General features: G+C 55.5%; 15 protein-coding genes and 1 other RNA gene. 11 read left to right on the top strand and 5 right to left on the bottom strand.

Annotation, left to right across the window (positions count from 1 at the left end; translation table 11 throughout):
• The first annotated feature begins 87 nt into the window (after positions 1 to 87).
• Complete coding sequence (gene ppsA / locus ABLV11_RS23115; RefSeq protein ID WP_004113595.1) at positions 88 to 2,466, top strand: phosphoenolpyruvate synthase; 2,379 nt, start codon at positions 88 to 90, stop codon at positions 2,464 to 2,466.
• Between the two features lie 74 nt (positions 2,467 to 2,540).
• Here the strand turns inward: ppsA and rprA are convergent.
• Positions 2,541 to 2,648, bottom strand: an RNA gene (rprA, locus tag ABLV11_RS23120) — antisense sRNA RprA.
• Positions 2,649 to 2,860: 212 nt separating this feature from the next.
• Positions 2,861 to 3,982, bottom strand: a complete 1,122-nt coding sequence (gene ydiK, locus ABLV11_RS23125; RefSeq protein ID WP_004113594.1) for an AI-2E family transporter YdiK — start codon at positions 3,980 to 3,982, stop codon at positions 2,861 to 2,863.
• Between the two features lie 203 nt (positions 3,983 to 4,185).
• On the opposite strand from ydiK, the gene ABLV11_RS23130 reads away from it, so the two are divergent.
• The 3 genes from ABLV11_RS23130 to ABLV11_RS23140 all read left to right on the top strand — a co-directional run bounded on the left by ABLV11_RS23130 (position 4,186) and on the right by ABLV11_RS23140 (position 8,268).
• The gene (locus tag ABLV11_RS23130; RefSeq protein WP_004102939.1) at positions 4,186 to 7,242 is read left to right on the top strand and encodes an FAD-binding and (Fe-S)-binding domain-containing protein; all 3,057 of its coding nucleotides are present in this window, start codon (positions 4,186 to 4,188) and stop codon (positions 7,240 to 7,242) included.
• Positions 7,239 to 7,649 (top strand): 1,4-dihydroxy-2-naphthoyl-CoA hydrolase, encoded by a 411-nt coding sequence (gene menI, locus ABLV11_RS23135; RefSeq protein ID WP_004102937.1) that lies wholly within the window; start codon positions 7,239 to 7,241, stop codon positions 7,647 to 7,649. Before ABLV11_RS23130 ends, menI begins: the two co-directional genes overlap by 4 nt.
• A 370-nt stretch (positions 7,650 to 8,019) precedes the next feature.
• Positions 8,020 to 8,268, top strand: a complete 249-nt coding sequence (locus tag ABLV11_RS23140; RefSeq protein ID WP_004102935.1) for a GlsB/YeaQ/YmgE family stress response membrane protein — start codon at positions 8,020 to 8,022, stop codon at positions 8,266 to 8,268.
• A gap of 119 nt (positions 8,269 to 8,387) precedes the next feature.
• Here ABLV11_RS23140 and ABLV11_RS23145 read toward each other — a convergent pair whose 3' ends face one another.
• Both ABLV11_RS23145 and iraP read right to left on the bottom strand, forming a co-directional pair.
• Complete coding sequence (locus ABLV11_RS23145) at positions 8,388 to 8,714, bottom strand: hypothetical protein (RefSeq protein WP_017145693.1); 327 nt, start codon at positions 8,712 to 8,714, stop codon at positions 8,388 to 8,390.
• 652 nt (positions 8,715 to 9,366) lie between these two features.
• A complete protein-coding gene (gene iraP / locus ABLV11_RS23150) occupies positions 9,367 to 9,708 on the bottom strand; it encodes an anti-adapter protein IraP (RefSeq protein WP_004102923.1) in 342 nt (113 codons plus the stop codon).
• 537 nt (positions 9,709 to 10,245) lie between these two features.
• On the opposite strand from iraP, the gene sufA reads away from it, so the two are divergent.
• The 7 genes from sufA (at position 10,246) to ABLV11_RS23185 (ending at position 16,855) form a co-directional block, all read left to right on the top strand.
• On the top strand, positions 10,246 to 10,623 hold the full coding sequence (gene sufA / locus ABLV11_RS23155; protein ID WP_004102921.1) for a Fe-S cluster assembly scaffold SufA: 378 nt from the start codon (positions 10,246 to 10,248) through the stop codon (positions 10,621 to 10,623).
• 2 nt (positions 10,624 to 10,625) lie between these two features.
• Positions 10,626 to 12,113 (top strand): Fe-S cluster assembly protein SufB, encoded by a 1,488-nt coding sequence (gene sufB / locus ABLV11_RS23160; protein WP_004102919.1) that lies wholly within the window; start codon positions 10,626 to 10,628, stop codon positions 12,111 to 12,113.
• A 16-nt stretch (positions 12,114 to 12,129) separates the two neighbouring features.
• Entirely contained in the window at positions 12,130 to 12,876 is a 747-nt protein-coding gene (sufC, locus tag ABLV11_RS23165) for a Fe-S cluster assembly ATPase SufC (protein ID WP_004102917.1), read from the top strand.
• Positions 12,851 to 14,125: a Fe-S cluster assembly protein SufD gene (gene sufD, locus ABLV11_RS23170; RefSeq protein ID WP_126489242.1), complete on the top strand. Its 1,275-nt coding sequence runs from the start codon at positions 12,851 to 12,853 to the stop codon at positions 14,123 to 14,125. The genes sufC and sufD overlap by 26 nt, the downstream gene beginning before the upstream one ends.
• Complete coding sequence (gene sufS / locus ABLV11_RS23175) at positions 14,122 to 15,342, top strand: cysteine desulfurase SufS (RefSeq protein ID WP_024274315.1); 1,221 nt, start codon at positions 14,122 to 14,124, stop codon at positions 15,340 to 15,342. Before sufD ends, sufS begins: the two co-directional genes overlap by 4 nt.
• Before the next feature lie 11 nt (positions 15,343 to 15,353).
• Complete coding sequence (sufE, locus tag ABLV11_RS23180) at positions 15,354 to 15,770, top strand: cysteine desulfuration protein SufE (protein WP_004102913.1); 417 nt, start codon at positions 15,354 to 15,356, stop codon at positions 15,768 to 15,770.
• Positions 15,771 to 15,871: 101 nt separating this feature from the next.
• Positions 15,872 to 16,855 carry a L,D-transpeptidase family protein gene (locus tag ABLV11_RS23185; RefSeq protein ID WP_105890396.1) on the top strand — a complete coding sequence of 328 codons (984 nt, stop codon included), beginning with the start codon at positions 15,872 to 15,874 and terminating at the stop codon, positions 16,853 to 16,855.
• A 64-nt stretch (positions 16,856 to 16,919) separates the two neighbouring features.
• On the opposite strand, the gene lpp is transcribed toward ABLV11_RS23185, so the two are convergent.
• Positions 16,920 to 17,156: a murein lipoprotein Lpp gene (lpp, locus tag ABLV11_RS23190; RefSeq protein WP_003029373.1), complete on the bottom strand. Its 237-nt coding sequence runs from the start codon at positions 17,154 to 17,156 to the stop codon at positions 16,920 to 16,922.
• Positions 17,157 to 17,444 lie beyond the last annotated feature (288 nt).

Consider the following 17,444-nt stretch of genomic DNA (forward strand, 5'->3'; position numbering starts at 1 on the left):
TTCAACGGCATAATTATGTCAGGATAAATCCCGTAGTCGATCGTGAATTATTTATCACTGGTATTAAATCACAAAAGGATTGTCTCGATGTCCAACAATGGCTCGTCACCGCTGGTGCTTTGGTATAACCAACTCGGCATGAATGATGTAGACAGGGTTGGGGGCAAAAATGCCTCCCTTGGTGAAATGATTACAAATCTGTCAGGTATGGGTGTGTCCGTACCGAACGGGTTTGCCACCACCGCTGATGCTTTTAATCAGTTTTTGGACCAAAGCGGCGTGAACCAGCGCATCTATGAACTGCTGGATGAAACCGACATTGACGACGTTTCCGCATTAGCGAAAGCGGGCGCGCAGATCCGTCAGTGGATCATTGATACGCCGTTCCAGAGCGAACTGGAAAATGCGATTCGCGACGCGTATACCCAGCTGTCCGCCGATGACGCTGAGGCCTCCTTTGCCGTGCGCTCCTCCGCAACGGCGGAAGATATGCCGGATGCCTCCTTCGCCGGTCAGCAAGAGACATTCCTTAACGTGCAGGGCTTTGACGCCGTGCTCGTCGCGGTGAAGCACGTGTTTGCTTCGCTGTTTAACGATCGCGCCATTTCCTATCGCGTGCATCAGGGTTACGATCACCGCGGCGTGGCTCTATCCGCCGGAGTGCAGCGTATGGTGCGTTCCGATCTGGCATCATCCGGCGTGATGTTCTCCATCGATACCGAATCCGGATTCGATCAGGTGGTGTTTATCACCTCCGCCTGGGGGCTTGGCGAGATGGTGGTGCAGGGGGCGGTGAACCCCGATGAGTTCTACGTCCATAAACCGACGCTGGAAGCGGGACGGCCGGCGATTGTTCGCCGCACCATGGGGTCGAAAAAGATCCGCATGGTTTATGCTCCAACTCAGGAGCACGGCAAGCAGGTGCGTATCGAAGACGTGCCGCAGGCGCAGCGCGACGTTTTCTCGTTGACCGACGCGGAAGTGCAGGAGCTGGCCCAGCAGGCGGTGCAAATCGAGAAGCACTACAACCGCCCGATGGATATCGAATGGGCGAAAGATGGCCATACCGGTAAGCTGTTTATCGTCCAGGCGCGTCCGGAAACCGTCCGTTCGCGCGGCCAGGTGATGGAGCGTTATACCCTCCATGCGCAAGGGCAGATTATTTCGGAAGGGCGCGCGATCGGCCACCGCATCGGCGCGGGTCCGGTGAAAGTCATTCATGATATCAGCGAAATGAACCGTATCGAGCCCGGCGACGTTCTTGTGACCGACATGACCGACCCGGACTGGGAACCGATCATGAAAAAAGCGGCGGCGATCGTCACCAACCGCGGCGGGCGGACCTGTCATGCGGCGATTATCGCGCGTGAGCTGGGGATCCCGGCGGTAGTGGGCTGCGGCAACGCCACCGATCGCATCCAGGAAAACCAGAATGTAACCGTCTCCTGCGCCGAGGGCGATACCGGCTACGTCTATGCCGAAATTCTCGACTTCAGCGTCAAGAGTTCCACCGTCGGCGATATGCCGGATCTGCCGCTGAAAATTATGATGAACGTCGGTAACCCGGACCGGGCTTTCGACTTTGCCTGCCTGCCGAACGAAGGCGTGGGCCTGGCGCGTCTGGAGTTTATTATCAACCGGATGATCGGCGTTCACCCGCGCGCGCTGCTGGAGTTTGACGATCAGGAACCGGGTCTGCAGAACGAAATCCGCGAGCTGATGAAAGGTTACGACTCGCCGAGAGAGTTTTACGTCGGTCGCCTGACCGAGGGTATTTCGACGCTTGGCGCGGCATTTTTCCCGAAACGGGTCATCGTGCGCCTTTCCGACTTCAAATCTAACGAATACGCCAACCTGGTCGGCGGCGAGCGTTATGAGCCGGAAGAAGAAAACCCGATGCTGGGCTTCCGCGGGGCCGGCCGCTATGTCTCCGAAAGCTTCCGTGACTGCTTCGCGCTGGAGTGTGAAGCAGTAAAACGCGTGCGTAACGATATGGGCCTGACCAACGTCGAAATCATGGTGCCGTTTGTTCGTACCGTCGCGCAGGCAAAAGCGGTGGTTGAAGAGCTGGCGCGCCAGGGCCTCAAGCGCGGCGAGAACGGCCTCAAGCTGATTATGATGTGTGAAATCCCATCGAATGCGCTGCTGGCTGAGCAGTTCCTCGAATACTTCGACGGTTTCTCCATTGGCTCCAACGATATGACGCAACTGGCGCTGGGTCTGGATCGCGACTCCGGCGTGGTCTCCGAGCTGTTCGATGAGCGTAACGACGCGGTGAAAGCGCTGCTGTCGATGGCTATCCGCGCGGCGAAGAAACAGGGTAAATACGTCGGTATCTGCGGGCAGGGTCCGTCAGACCATGAAGATTTTGCCGCCTGGCTGATGGAAGAGGGAATCGATAGCCTTTCCCTCAATCCGGATACCGTGGTGCAAACCTGGCTTGGCCTGGCGGAGCTGAATAAGTAAGTTTTTCGCTAAACAAAATGCGCAATCCCCGTCAGCAATGGCGGGGATTTTTTGTTTCAGCCGTCAGCGTACGGGCAAAAAAAAGCCCATCGTGGGAGATGGGCAAAGACTACACACAGCAATTCGTTGTTTCACTCAGGGGATTTCCATGCTTATAAATCAAGGCATTGATTTATAACCGTGAGCTAATACTAGGCACTGAGGCTTTTTGCGTCGATCGGATTCCTCTCAATAGTTAAATTAAGGTAAAGAATCTGCGAGGCAAATGTGGTTAGTGGGCAGAGGAATGCGGACTGTTGTGAGGAATATATTAGTGTTTCTTAATATTTGAGGGCGGTGTGCCCGACAGCGGTCGAGGCGCAATGGCAAAAGGCGGGTTCCCCCGCCCGTTGACTTATTTATCCTGCGAGGCTCGGGTATTGAGCTCGCTAAGCTCCTCAAGCACCAGATCGGGATCTTTCGGCGGCGGCGGCGCTTCGTTAACCCACGCGTCGTATAGTCGCCAGGAGACCGCCAGCAGAACCGGCCCGATAAACAGGCCAATCATGCCGAACGCCACCAGACCGCCGATAACGCCGGAAAGGATCAGAATCATCGGCAGGTCGGCGCCCATACGAATCAATAGCGGGCGGATAAAATTGTCCATGGTGCCCACTACGCAGCTCCACACCAGCAGTACGGTACCCCAGGTGGTATCGCCGCTCCAGTAGAGCCAGATAATTGACGGCACCAGAACCAGTAAAGGCCCCAGTTGGACAAGACAGGTAAAAATCATCACCACGGTGAGCAGCGCCGCGTAGGGCACGCCGCTGACCGCGAGACCAATACCGCCGAGCACCGCCTGGGCCAGGGCCGTCACGACCACTCCCAGCGCCACGGCGCGAATTGCCTGACCGGCGAGGATCACCGCCGCGTCGCCGCGTTTGGCGGCCAGACGGGTAGCGAAGTGGCGGAAACCATAGGCGACCTGTTCACCACGCCAGTACAGCAGCGCGCTAAACAGTAGCATAAGACCGCAGTAGACCAGCAGCTTGCCGATATGCGCCGCCTGACCAACAAACCAGGTGGTGGTGGTGCCGAGATAAGGACGAATTTTAGTCATAATCGCCGTGCCCCCCATCTCCAGCAAATTATGCCAGCCGGTGTACAGCTTATCGCCGATCAGCGGAACCGTATTCAGCCACGCCAGATCCGGCGGGGTAAAGTTGCCGCTGGTCACCACTTTTATTAATGGCACGCTGTTGTCCACCAGACTATTGACCAGTAGCGCAATAGGAATAACGAAGAGTAAAAAAAGCAGCAGCGTCATTACCAGTACGGCCAGAGAGCGTTTGCCGAAAAGCAGGCTCTGCAGGCGCAAAAGTACCGGCCAGGTCGCGATGACCACCGTACCGGCCCACGCAAATGACAGAATAAATGGCTGAACGACCCACAGACAGGAAATAATAATCAGGGACAAAAACAGCACCGACAGCAGAACTTGCGGTATATCCCGGGGCTGATTGGGGTTAATCATAGTGAAATTTTACCTTTGCAGTCGCGTCAAAAGGCTGACGCAGCGTAATTCCATGTACTGATAATAATATCAATAAGTTCGCGCGCCTGATTTTGCCCTTAATTCTGGCGGGCGCATATGAAAAAAATGTGATAAAAAGTTGGGTGCGTCACGCAAACGATTAATCACTTACAACACAACATAGTCAGGCAGGGTCGAGCGTCATGATCCCACAGATTTCTCAAGCGCCAGGTGTCGTTCAACTGGTGCTGAATTTTTTGCAGGTACTGGAGCAACAGGGTTTTACCGGCGATACCGCCACCAGCTATGCCGACAGGCTAACGATGGCAACTGATAACAGTGTATATCAGCTGTTGCCGGATGCGATTTTATTCCCCCGTTCCACGGCAGACGTGGCTCTGCTGGCAAGACTGGCAGCGGAAGAGCGTTTTAAAACGCTGATCTTTACCCCGCGCGGAGGCGGCACCGGCACGAACGGCCAGGCGCTGAACGCCGGGATCATCGTCGATATGTCCCGCTATATGAACCGCATTATTGAAATCAATCCCGAAGAAGGGTGGGTGCGGGTGGAGGCGGGGGTCATTAAGGACCAACTTAATCAGTTTCTTAAACCGTACGGCTACTTTTTTGCCCCGGAACTGTCGACCAGCAACCGCGCCACGCTTGGCGGGATGATCAACACCGACGCCTCCGGGCAGGGGTCGCTGGTCTACGGTAAAACCTCCGATCACGTACTCGGGGTGCGCTCGGTGCTGATCGGCGGCGATATTCTTGACACTCAGCCAATCCCGGCGGCGCTGGCGGAAACCCTGGGCGCAGAACAGTCGGCAATCGGGCGTATCTATCGCACGGTATATCAACGCTGCAAAGCGCAGCGGCAGCTGGTTATCGATAAATTCCCGAAACTTAACCGTTTCCTCACGGGTTACGATCTGCGCCACGTGTTCAACGACGACATGAGCGAATTTGATCTGACCCGAATCCTGACCGGTTCCGAAGGCACGCTGGCGTTTATTACCGAAGCGCGGCTGGATATCACCCGTTTGCCGAAAGTGCGCCGGCTGGTCAACGTTAAGTACGATTCCTTTAACTCTGCGCTGCGCAACGCGCCGTTTATGGTGGAAGCGAAGGCGCTTTCGGTCGAAACGGTCGACTCGAAGGTGCTCAATCTGGCGCGGGAGGATATTGTCTGGCATTCGGTTAGCGAGCTCATTACCGACGTTGCGGATAAGGAGATGCTGGGGCTGAATATCGTCGAGTTCGCCGGTGATGACGCCGAACTGATTGACGGCCAGGTGACGACCCTGTGTCAGCGCCTGGATGAACTGATAGCACGCAACGAGGCGGGCGTAATCGGCTGGCAGGTTTGTCACGAGCTGGACGGCGTCGAGCGCATCTATGCGATGCGGAAAAAAGCGGTTGGGCTTCTGGGGAATGCCAAAGGGGCCGCCAAACCGATACCTTTCGCCGAAGATACCTGCGTGCCGCCGGAACACCTGGCCGATTATATTGCTGAATTCCGTGAGCTGCTCGACGGCCACGGGCTGAGCTACGGTATGTTTGGTCATGTCGATGCCGGCGTGCTGCACGTGCGGCCGGCGCTGGATATGTGTGACCCGCAGCAAGAGATGCTGATGAAGCGGATCTCCGATGACGTGGTCGCGTTAACCGCTAAGTACGGCGGTCTGCTGTGGGGGGAACACGGCAAGGGTTTTCGCGCTGAATACAGTCCGGCATTCTTCGGCGAAGAGCTGTTCGGCGAACTGCGCAAAATTAAAGCCGCGTTTGACCCGGATAACCGTCTGAACCCGGGTAAAATCTGTCCTCCGGAAGGCGTTGATGCGCCGATGATGAAGGTGGATGCGGTCAAGCGCGGGACATTCGATCGGCAGATCCCCATCGCCGTGCGCAGCTCGTGGCGTGGCGCGATGGAGTGTAACGGCAATGGCCTGTGCTTCAACTTTGATGCCAAAAGCCCGATGTGCCCGTCGATGAAGGTCAGCAACCACCGTATTCACTCGCCGAAAGGGCGGGCAACGCTGGTGCGTGAATGGCTGCGCCTGCTGGCGGACCGCGGCATCGACCCCAATCAGCTGGAAAAAGATCTGCCGGAAAAACGCGCCAGCCTGCGTACTCTGGTGGAGCGTACCCGCAATAGCTGGCACGCACGTAAAGGCGAGTACGATTTCTCCCATGAGGTTAAAGAGGCGATGTCCGGCTGTCTGGCCTGTAAAGCCTGCTCGACCCAGTGTCCGATTAAAATCGACGTTCCGGAGTTCCGTTCGCGTTTCCTGCAACTTTACCATAGCCGCTATTTGCGCCCGGTTCGCGACCATCTGGTGGCGACGGTTGAATCCTACGCGCCGCTGATGGCGCATGCGCCAAAGACCTTCAACTTCTTTATCAATCAGCCGTGGATGCGCAAGCTATCGGAAAAGCATATTGGTATGGTTGATCTTCCGCTGCTTTCCGTCCCATCGTTGAAGCAGCAGATGGTCGGCCACCGTTCGGCGAATACCACCCTGGAACAGCTGGAAGCGCTGAGCCCTGAGCAGAGGGCGAAGAGGGTGCTGGTGGTTCAGGATCCCTTCACCAGCTATTACGATGCGCAGGTGGTTGCCGACTTTGTTCGCCTGATCGAGAAAGTGGGATACCAGCCGGTGCTGCTGCCGTTCTCTCCCAACGGCAAGGCGCAGCATATTAAGGGCTTCCTGACGCGATTCGCGCGCACCGCGCAGAAAACTGCCGACTTCCTTAACCGCGTGGCCCAGCTCGGCATGCCGATGGTGGGTGTCGATCCGGCGCTGGTGCTCTGCTATCGCGATGAATACAATCAGGTGCTGGGCGACAAGCGTGGCGATTTTCGCGTGATGCTGGTGCATGAATGGTTGCCGCAGGCGTTGACGGAAACCGCAGCGCAGGATCAAGGCGGCGAGTCGTGGTATCTGTTTGGTCACTGTACTGAGGTGACGGCGCTTCCCGCTTCTACCCGGCAGTGGGCGGATATCTTCGCACGCTTTGGCGCGAAGCTGGAAAACGTTAACGTGGGCTGCTGCGGCATGGCCGGGACCTACGGTCATGAAGTGAAGAATCACGCCAATTCGCTGGCCATCTACGCGCTCTCCTGGCAGCAGGCGATGCAGCGCCTGCCGCGCAACCGCTGTCTGGTCACCGGCTACTCCTGCCGTAGCCAGGTGAAGCGTATTGAAGGCAGCGGTGTGCGCCATCCGCTGCAGGCGCTACTGGAGATTATGGGATGATTTGGAAACGTCACAGCACGCTGGAGCAGCTGAACGCGATGGGCGACGGGAACATGGTCGGCCTGCTGGATATACGCTTCGAGGCCATGACCGACGAGACCATCGCCGCGACCATGCCGGTAGACAGCCGTACCCATCAGCCGTTTGGCCTGCTGCACGGCGGCGCATCGGTAGTATTAGCGGAAACGTTAGGTTCGGTGGCGGGCTACCTGTGCAGCGAAGGCGAACAGAAGGTGGTCGGTCTGGAGGTCAATGCCAACCATATTCGTTCGGTGCGCAGCGGGAGGGTTCGCGGCGTGTGCCGGGCGCTGCACGTCGGCTCCCGTCACCAGGTGTGGCAGATCGACATTACTGATGAGCAGGGGCGTCTTTGCTGTTCGTCGCGGTTGACCACAGCCGTAATTTAAGTCAATTAAGGGGGAAGATTTCCCCCTTAATACTTATTACCTGCCATCCTTCATCACCGCTGAACGTATCTACGCTATATCCGCTAGCTGCCGGTTTGCACTGTTATTTGTATTGAGATTCAACCAGGCCCAATGTTAACGCTTTATAAGAAAAGTCCTGGCTTAACTTTGCTGCTCACCAGGGATTATTAGCCTTCTACCTTTTATATTTTTTGGTCGCTTATTTGTGCGACATCTTTAGCGCGTAGACCATTATCTTTGATATGACAAGCTCATCCATGTTAAATATAAATTTATCAAACATCGTTAATATTTATGCTAATATTTTTAATACCAGAATTTACAAGGTAACAAGAGGACGGAGTTAGCTATGGGTATCATTTCATGGATCATTTTTGGGCTTATTGCCGGTATTTTAGCCAAGTGGATTATGCCGGGGAAAGACGGCGGCGGGTTTATCGTTACCGTAATTCTCGGTGTCATCGGTGCAGTTGTCGGGGGTTGGATTAGTACTTTCTTCGGCTTTGGCCGGGTCGACGGTTTTAATTTCGGCAGCTTTGTCGTCGCGGTGATTGGTGCGCTGGTCGTACTCTTCATCTACCGTAAGATCAGAAGCTAACCGCACCAGCAACGCCATAAAGTGCAGAGGCTGCCGCCATTGTCGGCAGCCTTTTTAATATCTCTAAAATGTCCGAGTGTTTAATTTCCCCTCTTTCATTCTATTACCACGATACGCGCTTACAGCGCGGGCATATCGGGGACCGGCACGACTTCAACGCGCACTTCATAATGTTTAGCTTTGCTGGCTGGAATCAGCGGCGTGAGTTTATTGATCGTTTCGACCGGATTATCGGTGGCTACGGTGGCGGAGAAAATAACCGGTTTTTTCGGCGGCACAGGGAAAGGCATTGGGCCATAACCCTGAGTCAGCTCGAAGGGGGGATGGCCAGCATTATGGGCCTCAGCCGCCGGTGAGGGCGTTTCGGCTTTCTCTGCATCGGCGGCGAACGCGCTGGTGACGGTAATCGAAACGACGGCGAAGAGCGCAATGATAGTTTTTTTCATTTTTGTTACCTCATAAGTATGTCGATAAAAGCTTAGAGGCAACGCTTTTGGCAAACAATCCCACGGCGGGCGAATCCTATGAATCTCCTTATTTCTTCACGAATGTGAAAGCCTGTCCGGCGACGGTGAGGCTTACGAAATTTAAGGGGAAAATGGGGTTAATCGAGCAAAACGCTAATAATTAACAGGACGACCATACACATCGACATGACATCTGTTTCTATATCCATAGTTCAGTACAACACAGGTTCCCGATCGGTCGCCGTTGCGACATTGCGTGAAAAGATGAAGGAAATTTAGCAGCGCATTCTACAGGAGCCAGCCGGCACTGAATAAATCTTTATTTCTGTGAAATGACAGCACTTATAATGAAAACGAATAGGTTTCGTTGCATGAATGGATTCGCGTTAGTGAGGGGGCAAACAGCGTCTCAATTTGGCATGTTGGTCGGGTGGCGCATCAGGCGGCGCGGGACCCTGAGGGGCAATGGGAGGCAAATGTCATCGTCCCGCCGGATACGCACGTGAAGAAAATATTAATACCGTTTATTGGCCGCCGCGCCTCGTTATGCGCAGCGCGGCATCAACCGATGCCACGGTGGACGCCGACGCGGCGAACAGGCGGCAGGACTTCGCTGGAAGCAGGGCTCCGCTTAGTCCACGCGTTTGCCTTTGGTCGCCTCTCCGCCGCCGAGTGCGGCTTGATTAATTTTATCTTCGTGGGTATTAATCAATTGCGTGAGCGCTATTTGCTCCTGAAATTTAGTCAGCAGAAGCTCAGCGTCGGATTTAAGAATATCTTCCGATGATTCAAGCACCGAGTTAATTGCTTTGGTCACATTCCCAACCAGCTCCGCGACCCCTCCTTCCTCGCCAATGGCAAGCATTAATGCGCTTATCAGCAGCGACTGGGCCTCAACCTGCGCAGCAAGCTGCTTGTTTTCTGCATCCATCGCTGAAATTTTCGCGATGATGCTGAGAATGACATTATTCATGATAATCCTTAAATCAATGAGTTAAACGCCGAAGATCACGCTGGTTATATTCGTTGCAGGATCAGCGAAATATCCATTGAAGATAAATATGCCAGAAAATATATCATCAGTGGTAGTGGGGTATTTTCATTATCGGTTGCAGGCGATCCGTCGCTATGGCCTTATCTCAATGTGCTGTCAGATGATTTTGCTGCCGGCACGCTGGCTTGTTGCGGCCTGAAGCGTGTAACTCATTGAATGTCCAGCAAGTAGATGAAAAGTGCTTTTTCCCGCGCCTATTTTATAAATCGGTATTTTCGATACATCTTTGCCATTGCCTGCAATTAAGCGCGCCAAACGTCAATATCTTATTATTTTTCAATATATTAAAACAGAAATTCGCAGGCTGAAAACGCCGAGCACAGGGTCTATGCTTATAAAAAGCGCAAGAAATGAGCCAGCGGGGACAATACCCCTTCTCCGGATGGGTTGAAGTGATAATCATTATCACTAACATAGTGGGTATGCCCTGATGGCGTCAACCTATGAGGTAGAGCGATGGATTCACATGCAGGAACTTTTAATCCCGAAGATTTCAGCTGGCGCGGCCTGGCGATGACCCCAGCCGCCGCCGCCCATATTCGCGAACTGGTCAGCAAACAACCCGACAAGCAGGGACTACGCCTGGGCGTTAAAACCAGCGGCTGCGCCGGCTTTGGCTACGTTCTCGAACTCATCGCTGAACCGGCGCAGGACGATCTGCTTTTTGAGCGCGATGGCGCGAAACTGTGGGCGCCACTGCAGGCCATGCCGTTTATCGATGGCACCGAGCTCGACTACGTCCGCGAAGGTTTAAACCAGATTTTTAAATTTCATAACCCCAAAGCGCAGCACGAATGCGGCTGCGGCGAAAGTTTTGGCGTTCAGGCGGAGTAACTATGTCTCGTAATACTGAAGCAACTGACGATGTCAAAACCTGGAGCGGCGGGCCACTCAACTATAAAGAGGGCTTTTTTACCCAGCTACAGACCGATGAGCTGGCGAAAGGCATAAATGAAGAGGTGGTTCGGGCGATTTCTGCACGCCGCAATGAACCAGAATGGATGCTGGAGTTTCGTCTGAACGCCTTCAAGGCCTGGCAGGCAATGGAAGAGCCGCACTGGCTGAAAGCGCACTACGACAAGCTGAATTATCAGGATTACAGCTATTACTCAGCGCCCTCCTGCGGCAACTGCGATGACGCCTGCGCTTCTGAGCCGGGAGCTCTACAGCAAACGGGGTCCAGCGCATTTCTGACCAGCGAAGTCGAAGAGGCGTTTAACCTTCTCGGCGTACCGGTTCGCGAAGGGCGGGAGGTGGCCGTCGACGCCATTTTTGACTCGGTTTCCGTGGCGACCACCTACCGCGAAAAGCTGGCGGAGCAGGGGATTATTTTCTGCTCCTTCGGCGAAGCGATTCACGATCACCCTGAACTGGTCAGGAAATACCTCGGTACCGTAGTACCGGGCAACGACAACTTCTTTGCCGCCCTTAACGCGGCGGTAGCCTCCGACGGCACCTTTATCTATGTGCCCAAAGGCGTGCGCTGCCCGATGGAGCTGTCGACCTATTTCCGCATCAACGCCGAGAAAACCGGCCAGTTCGAACGCACCATACTGGTCGCCGACGAAGGCAGCTACGTGAGCTATATCGAAGGCTGTTCGGCGCCGGTACGCGATAGCTACCAGCTGCACGCGGCGGTGGTGGAGGTGATCATTCATAAAGATGCCGAGGTGAAGTACTCCACGGTGCAAAACTGGTTCCCCGGCGACAATAATACCGGCGGGATCCTTAATTTCGTGACCAAGCGCGCCCTGTGCGAAGGCGAGAACAGCAAAATGTCGTGGACCCAGTCGGAAACCGGCTCGGCGATCACCTGGAAGTATCCGAGCTGTATTCTGCGCGGCGATAACTCCATTGGCGAGTTCTTCTCGGTAGCGCTGACCAGCGGCCACCAGCAGGCGGACACCGGCACCAAGATGATCCATATCGGCAAAAACACCCGTTCGACGATTATCTCGAAGGGGATTTCAGCCGGCCACAGCCAGAACAGCTATCGCGGCCTGGTCAAAATCATGCCCACCGCGACCAACGCGCGCAACTTCACCCAGTGCGACTCCATGCTGATTGGCCCGGACAGCGGGGCGCATACCTTCCCGTATGTAGAATGCCGTAATAACAGCGCGCAGCTTGAGCACGAAGCGACCACCTCCCGTATCGGCGAAGATCAGCTGTTCTACTGTCTGCAGCGCGGAATCAGCGAAGATGATGCCATCTCGATGATCGTTAACGGTTTCTGTAAGGATGTCTTCTCAGAGCTGCCGCTGGAGTTTGCCGTAGAAGCGCAAAAATTACTGGCGATTAGCCTTGAACACAGCGTCGGCTGATAACAAAGGAAATAAGATGTTAAGTATAAAAAATTTGCAGGTCGCCGTTGAAGACAAAGAGATCCTGCGCGGACTGAATCTGGACGTTCGCCCCGGCGAAGTGCATGCCATTATGGGCCCGAACGGTTCCGGTAAAAGTACGCTCTCCGCCACGCTTGCCGGACGTGAAGACTATGAGGTGACCGGCGGCAGCGTGGAGTTTAAAGGCAAAGATCTGCTGGAACTCTCCCCTGAAGATCGCGCCGGCGAGGGCATCTTCATGGCCTTTCAGTATCCGGTTGAAATTCCCGGCGTCAGCAATCAGTTTTTCCTGCAAACCGCGCTGAACGCCGTGCGCAGCTACCGCGGCCAGGAGCAGCTTGACCGTTTTGACTTCCAGGACCTGATGGAGGACAAAATTAAGCTGCTGAAGATGCCGGAGGATCTGCTGACCCGCTCGGTTAACGTCGGCTTCTCCGGCGGCGAGAAAAAGCGCAACGATATCCTGCAGATGGCGGTGCTGGAACCGGAGCTGTGCATCCTGGACGAGTCGGACTCCGGGCTGGATATCGACGCCCTGAAGATTGTTTCCGACGGCGTCAACTCGCTGCGCGACGGCAAGCGCTCGTTTATTATCGTCACCCACTATCAGCGCATTCTCGACTATATCAAGCCGGATTACGTCCACGTGCTGTACCAGGGGCGGATTGTTAAATCCGGCGATTTTACTCTGGTCAAACAACTGGAGGAGCAGGGCTATGGCTGGCTTACCGAACAGCAGTAACGCGCTGCAGCAGTGGCACCATCTGTTTGAAGCGCAAAGCGAGCAGCGCAGCCCGCAGGCGCATCAGCATTTGCAACAGCTTCTGCGGCTGGGGCTGCCGACGCGTAAACATGAAAACTGGAAATATACCCCGCTGGATGCGTTACTGAACCATATTTTTGTCGCTGCGGAACCGCAGAAGCTGACGGCGGCCCAACGCGACGCGCTGGGGCTGGCGGTGGACGCATGGCGTCTGGTTTTTGTCGACGGCCAGTTTAACGAACGCCTGAGCGACGACCTGACCGCCAGCGGCTTTGAGGTGCGGGTAGATAACGACCGTCAGCCGCTGCCTGAAGCCGTTCAGCCCGAAGTTTTTCTGCATTTGACCGAAAGCCTGGCGACCAGCGTCACCCATATCCGGGTCGGGCGCCACCAGCGTCCGGAAAAGCCGCTGCTGATCGTGCACATGACGCGCGGGCTGCCGGGCGATGAAATGAACACCGCCCACTATCGCCACCATCTGGAGCTGGAGAGCGGCGCGCAGGCGACTATTATCGAACACTATCTGAGCCTCAACGACGCCGCCCATTTTACCGGCGCAAGGCTGACGATGTCCGTGGAGGATAACGCCCACCTGCAGCATATCAAGCTGGCGTTTGAAAATGCGCAAAGCTACCACTTTGCCCATAACGATCTGGCCCTCGGACGCGACGCCTCCGCCTTCAGCAGCAGTTTTCTGCTCGGCGCCTCGGTACTGCGCCACCACACCAGCACGCAGTTGAACGGTGAAAACAGCAACCTGCGGATTAACTCGCTGGCGATGCCGGTTAACAACGAAGTGTGCGACAGCCGCACCTGGCTCGATCATAAGGTCGGATACTGTAACAGCCGTCAGCTGCACAAAACCATCGTCAACGATAAAGGGCGCGCGGTGTTTAATGGACTGATCAACGTCGCCCAGCATGCGATTAAAACCGATGGCCAGATGACCAACAATAATTTGCTGCTTGGCCGCCTGTCCGAAGTGGATACCAAGCCGCAGCTGGAAATCTACGCTGATGACGTGAAGTGCAGCCACGGCGCGACCATCGGGCGCATTGATGATGAACAGCTGTTTTATCTGCGTTCGCGCGGCATTACGCAGCAGGCGGCGCAGCAGATGATTCTTTACGCCTTTGCCGCGGAGCTCACGGAAGCGATCGATGATGAGGCGCTCAGGCAGCAGATACTGGCGCGTATTGGCCAGCGTTTGCCGGGAGGTAAAGCATGACATTTTCTGTGGAACGCGTGCGCGCGGATTTTCCCGTGCTTAATCGCGAGGTGAACGGTCAGCCGCTGGCCTACCTTGATAGCGCCGCCAGCGCGCAGAAGCCGGAAGCGGTGATCAACGCCGAGGCGGAGTTTTACCGCCACGGCTATGCGGCGGTACACCGCGGCATTCATACCCTTAGCGCGGAAGCCACGGCGCGGATGGAGCAGGTGCGTCAGCAGGGGGCGACGTTCCTGAATGCCCGATCGGCAGAAGAGCTGGTGTTTGTTCGCGGTACCACGGAAGGCATTAATCTGGTAGCGAACAGCTGGGGCAATGCTAACGTCGGCGCAGGGGACAATATCATCGTCAGCGCGATGGAGCATCACGCCAATATCGTGCCGTGGCAGATGCTGTGCGCCAGGGTGGGCGCCGAACTGCGGGTCATCCCGCTGAATCAGGACGGTACGCTGCAGCTCGATGCCATCCCCGGCCTGTTTGATGAGCGCACCCGGCTGCTGGCTATTACCCAGGTGTCTAACGTGCTGGGAACCGAAAACCCGGTCGCCGCCCTGGTGGCTTTAGCCCATCAGCACGGCGCCAAAGTGCTGGTGGACGGCGCGCAGGCGGTGATGCACCATCCGGTGGACGTGCAGGCTCTGGACTGTGATTTCTACGCGTTTTCCGCGCACAAGCTTTACGGCCCCACCGGTATCGGCATGCTCTACGTTAAGCAGGATATCCTGCAGGATATGGTGCCTTGGGAAGGGGGCGGGTCGATGATCGCCACGGTCAGCCTGACGCAAGGCACGACCTGGACAAAAGCGCCGTGGCGCTTCGAGGCGGGAACGCCGAACACCGGCGGTATCATCGGGCTGGGGGCGGCGCTGGACTACGTCAGCGCGCTGGGTCTGACGCAGATCGCGGAATATGAACAAACCCTGATGCGCTACGCGCTGCAGGCGCTGGAGAGCGTGGCGGATTTAACCCTTTATGGTCCGCAAAATCGGCTCGGGGTGATTGCCTTTAATCTCGGCAAGCATCATGCCTACGATGTCGGCAGCTTCCTGGATAACTACGGCATTGCGGTACGTACCGGGCACCATTGCGCCATGCCGCTCATGGAGTTCTACGGCGTCCCTGCCATGTGCCGGGCGTCGCTGGCGATGTACAATACCACGGAAGAGGTGGACCGGCTGGTAGCGGGCCTGCAGCGGATCCACAAATTGTTAAGCTAAAGGAAGCAACTATGGCGGCGTTACCTGATAAAGACAAACTGCTGCGCAACTTTAGCCGTTGCGCGAACTGGGAAGAGAAATATCTCTATATCATCGAACTGGGGCAGCGCCTTGCGCCGCTGAGCCCGGAAGAGCATAGCGCGCAGAACATCATTCAGGGCTGCCAGAGCCAGGTATGGATCGTGATGACGCAGGAGCAGAGCGGCGCAATTGCGCTTCGCGGCGATAGCGATGCCGCTATTGTGAAAGGGCTTATCGCGGTGGTGTTTATTCTTTACGATCGGATGACGGCGAAGGATATCCTCGCTTTTGATGTGCGCCCGTGGTTTGAAAAAATGGCCCTCACGCAGCACCTGACGCCTTCACGGTCGCAAGGACTGGAAGCGATGATCCGCGCAATCCGCGCGAAGGCGGCAAATCTTAGCTAGAATTAAACAGTAGATTTCATTCTGTTATGCGCGACGGGAGGGGAACCTCCCGTTGTGCATAACAGGCCTGGCGTTTTATCAGCGAAAGAAGGAATCTCAGTATGAAACGCGCTTCTCTCATCACCATAGCCGTTCTGAGCGCCCTCAGCGCGTCACATGCAGCCTGGGCCGTCGATTACCCTCTTCCCCCTGCCAACAGTCGTTTGATTGGTGAGAACCAGTCCTGGACGGTACAGGAGGATGACCGCAACCTGCAGGCGATTGCCCGTCGTTTCGATACCGCAGCGATGCTGATCCTCGAAGCGAACGATACGATTGCCCCTGTGCAGCCTAAACCGGGTACCCAGGTGCTGATTCCCTCCCGGATGCTGCTGCCGGACGTGCCGCGGGAAGGGATCGTCGTCAACCTGGCCGAGCTGCGCCTGTACTACTTCCCGCCGGGAATGAACCAGGTGCAGGTTTATCCCCTCGGGATTGGTCAGCAGGGGCTGGAGACCCCGGAGATGACCACGCGAATAGGGCAGAAAATTCCGAACCCGACCTGGACGCCGACGGCAGGCATTCGCGCTCGCTCGCTGGAAAAAGGAATTAAGCTGCCGCCGGTCGTGCCCGCAGGACCGAATAACCCGCTGGGGCGTTATGCGCTGCGCCTTGCATACGGCAACGGGGAATATCTTATTCATGGCACCAGTGCGCCAGATAGCGTCGGACTACGCGTCAGCTCCGGCTGTATGCGCATGAATGCGGCGGATATTCAGGCGTTATTCAATCAGGTGAAAAGCGGGACGCCGGTGCGGATTATCAATCAGCCGGTCAAGTTCGCCGTGGAGCCGGACGGTAAGCGCTATGTTGAAGTTCATCGACCGTTGACGCCGGATGAGACCAGCAACCCGCAGACGATGGCCTATACGCTTCCTGCGGAGTTCCATCAATTCTCCGGCGATAAAGCGGTGGATGAGGCCATGCTTAAACGCGCGCTGACCCGGCGAGCAGGATATCCGGTGGTGGTATCCGCGGGCAGCAGCCCGACGTCGGGCCTGTCCGTACAGAGTGCGCCGGTAGACGAAGCAAAAAGGGTGCAGTAGGCGGGGGAACGAGAGGCAAAAAAAATGGCGCACAATGTGCGCCATTTTTATTACACAGATACTATTACTTACGGTATTTAGTAGCTGCGTTGTCCAGACGCTGGTTAGCGCGAGCTGCGTCATCTTTAGCAGCCTGAACGTCGGAACGCATTGCGTTCACGTCGTTGCTCAGCTGGTCAACTTTAGCGTTCAGAGTCTGAACGTCAGAAGACAGCTGATCGATTTTAGCATTGCTGGAGCAACCAGCCAGCAGAGTAGAACCCAGGATTACCGCGCCCAGTACCAGTTTAGTACGATTCATTATTAATACCCTCTAGATTGAGTTAATCTCCATGTAGCGTTACAAGTATTACACAAACTTTTTTGTGATGAGAATATTTTTTTACTTTAATACGCTTATTTTTGATCGTTCGCTCAAAGAAGCATCGAAATCATCAGGTAACCTTAAAAAGGCGAGAGAAAACAGCGCGCTTCCATCGGATTCATCTTAGATAATCTCGCGTTAAATAGTAAATTCCGATTTGCATTTTTATTAATAGCAGCTAGTGCTGGAATAAAAAAAAGCGCCTCAATGAGGCGCCTTTAAAGG

Origin of the sequence: Klebsiella sp. GW_Kp181, assembly GCF_040062315.1 — a bacterium.
Classification (GTDB): Bacteria; Pseudomonadota; Gammaproteobacteria; order Enterobacterales; family Enterobacteriaceae; genus Klebsiella; species Klebsiella oxytoca.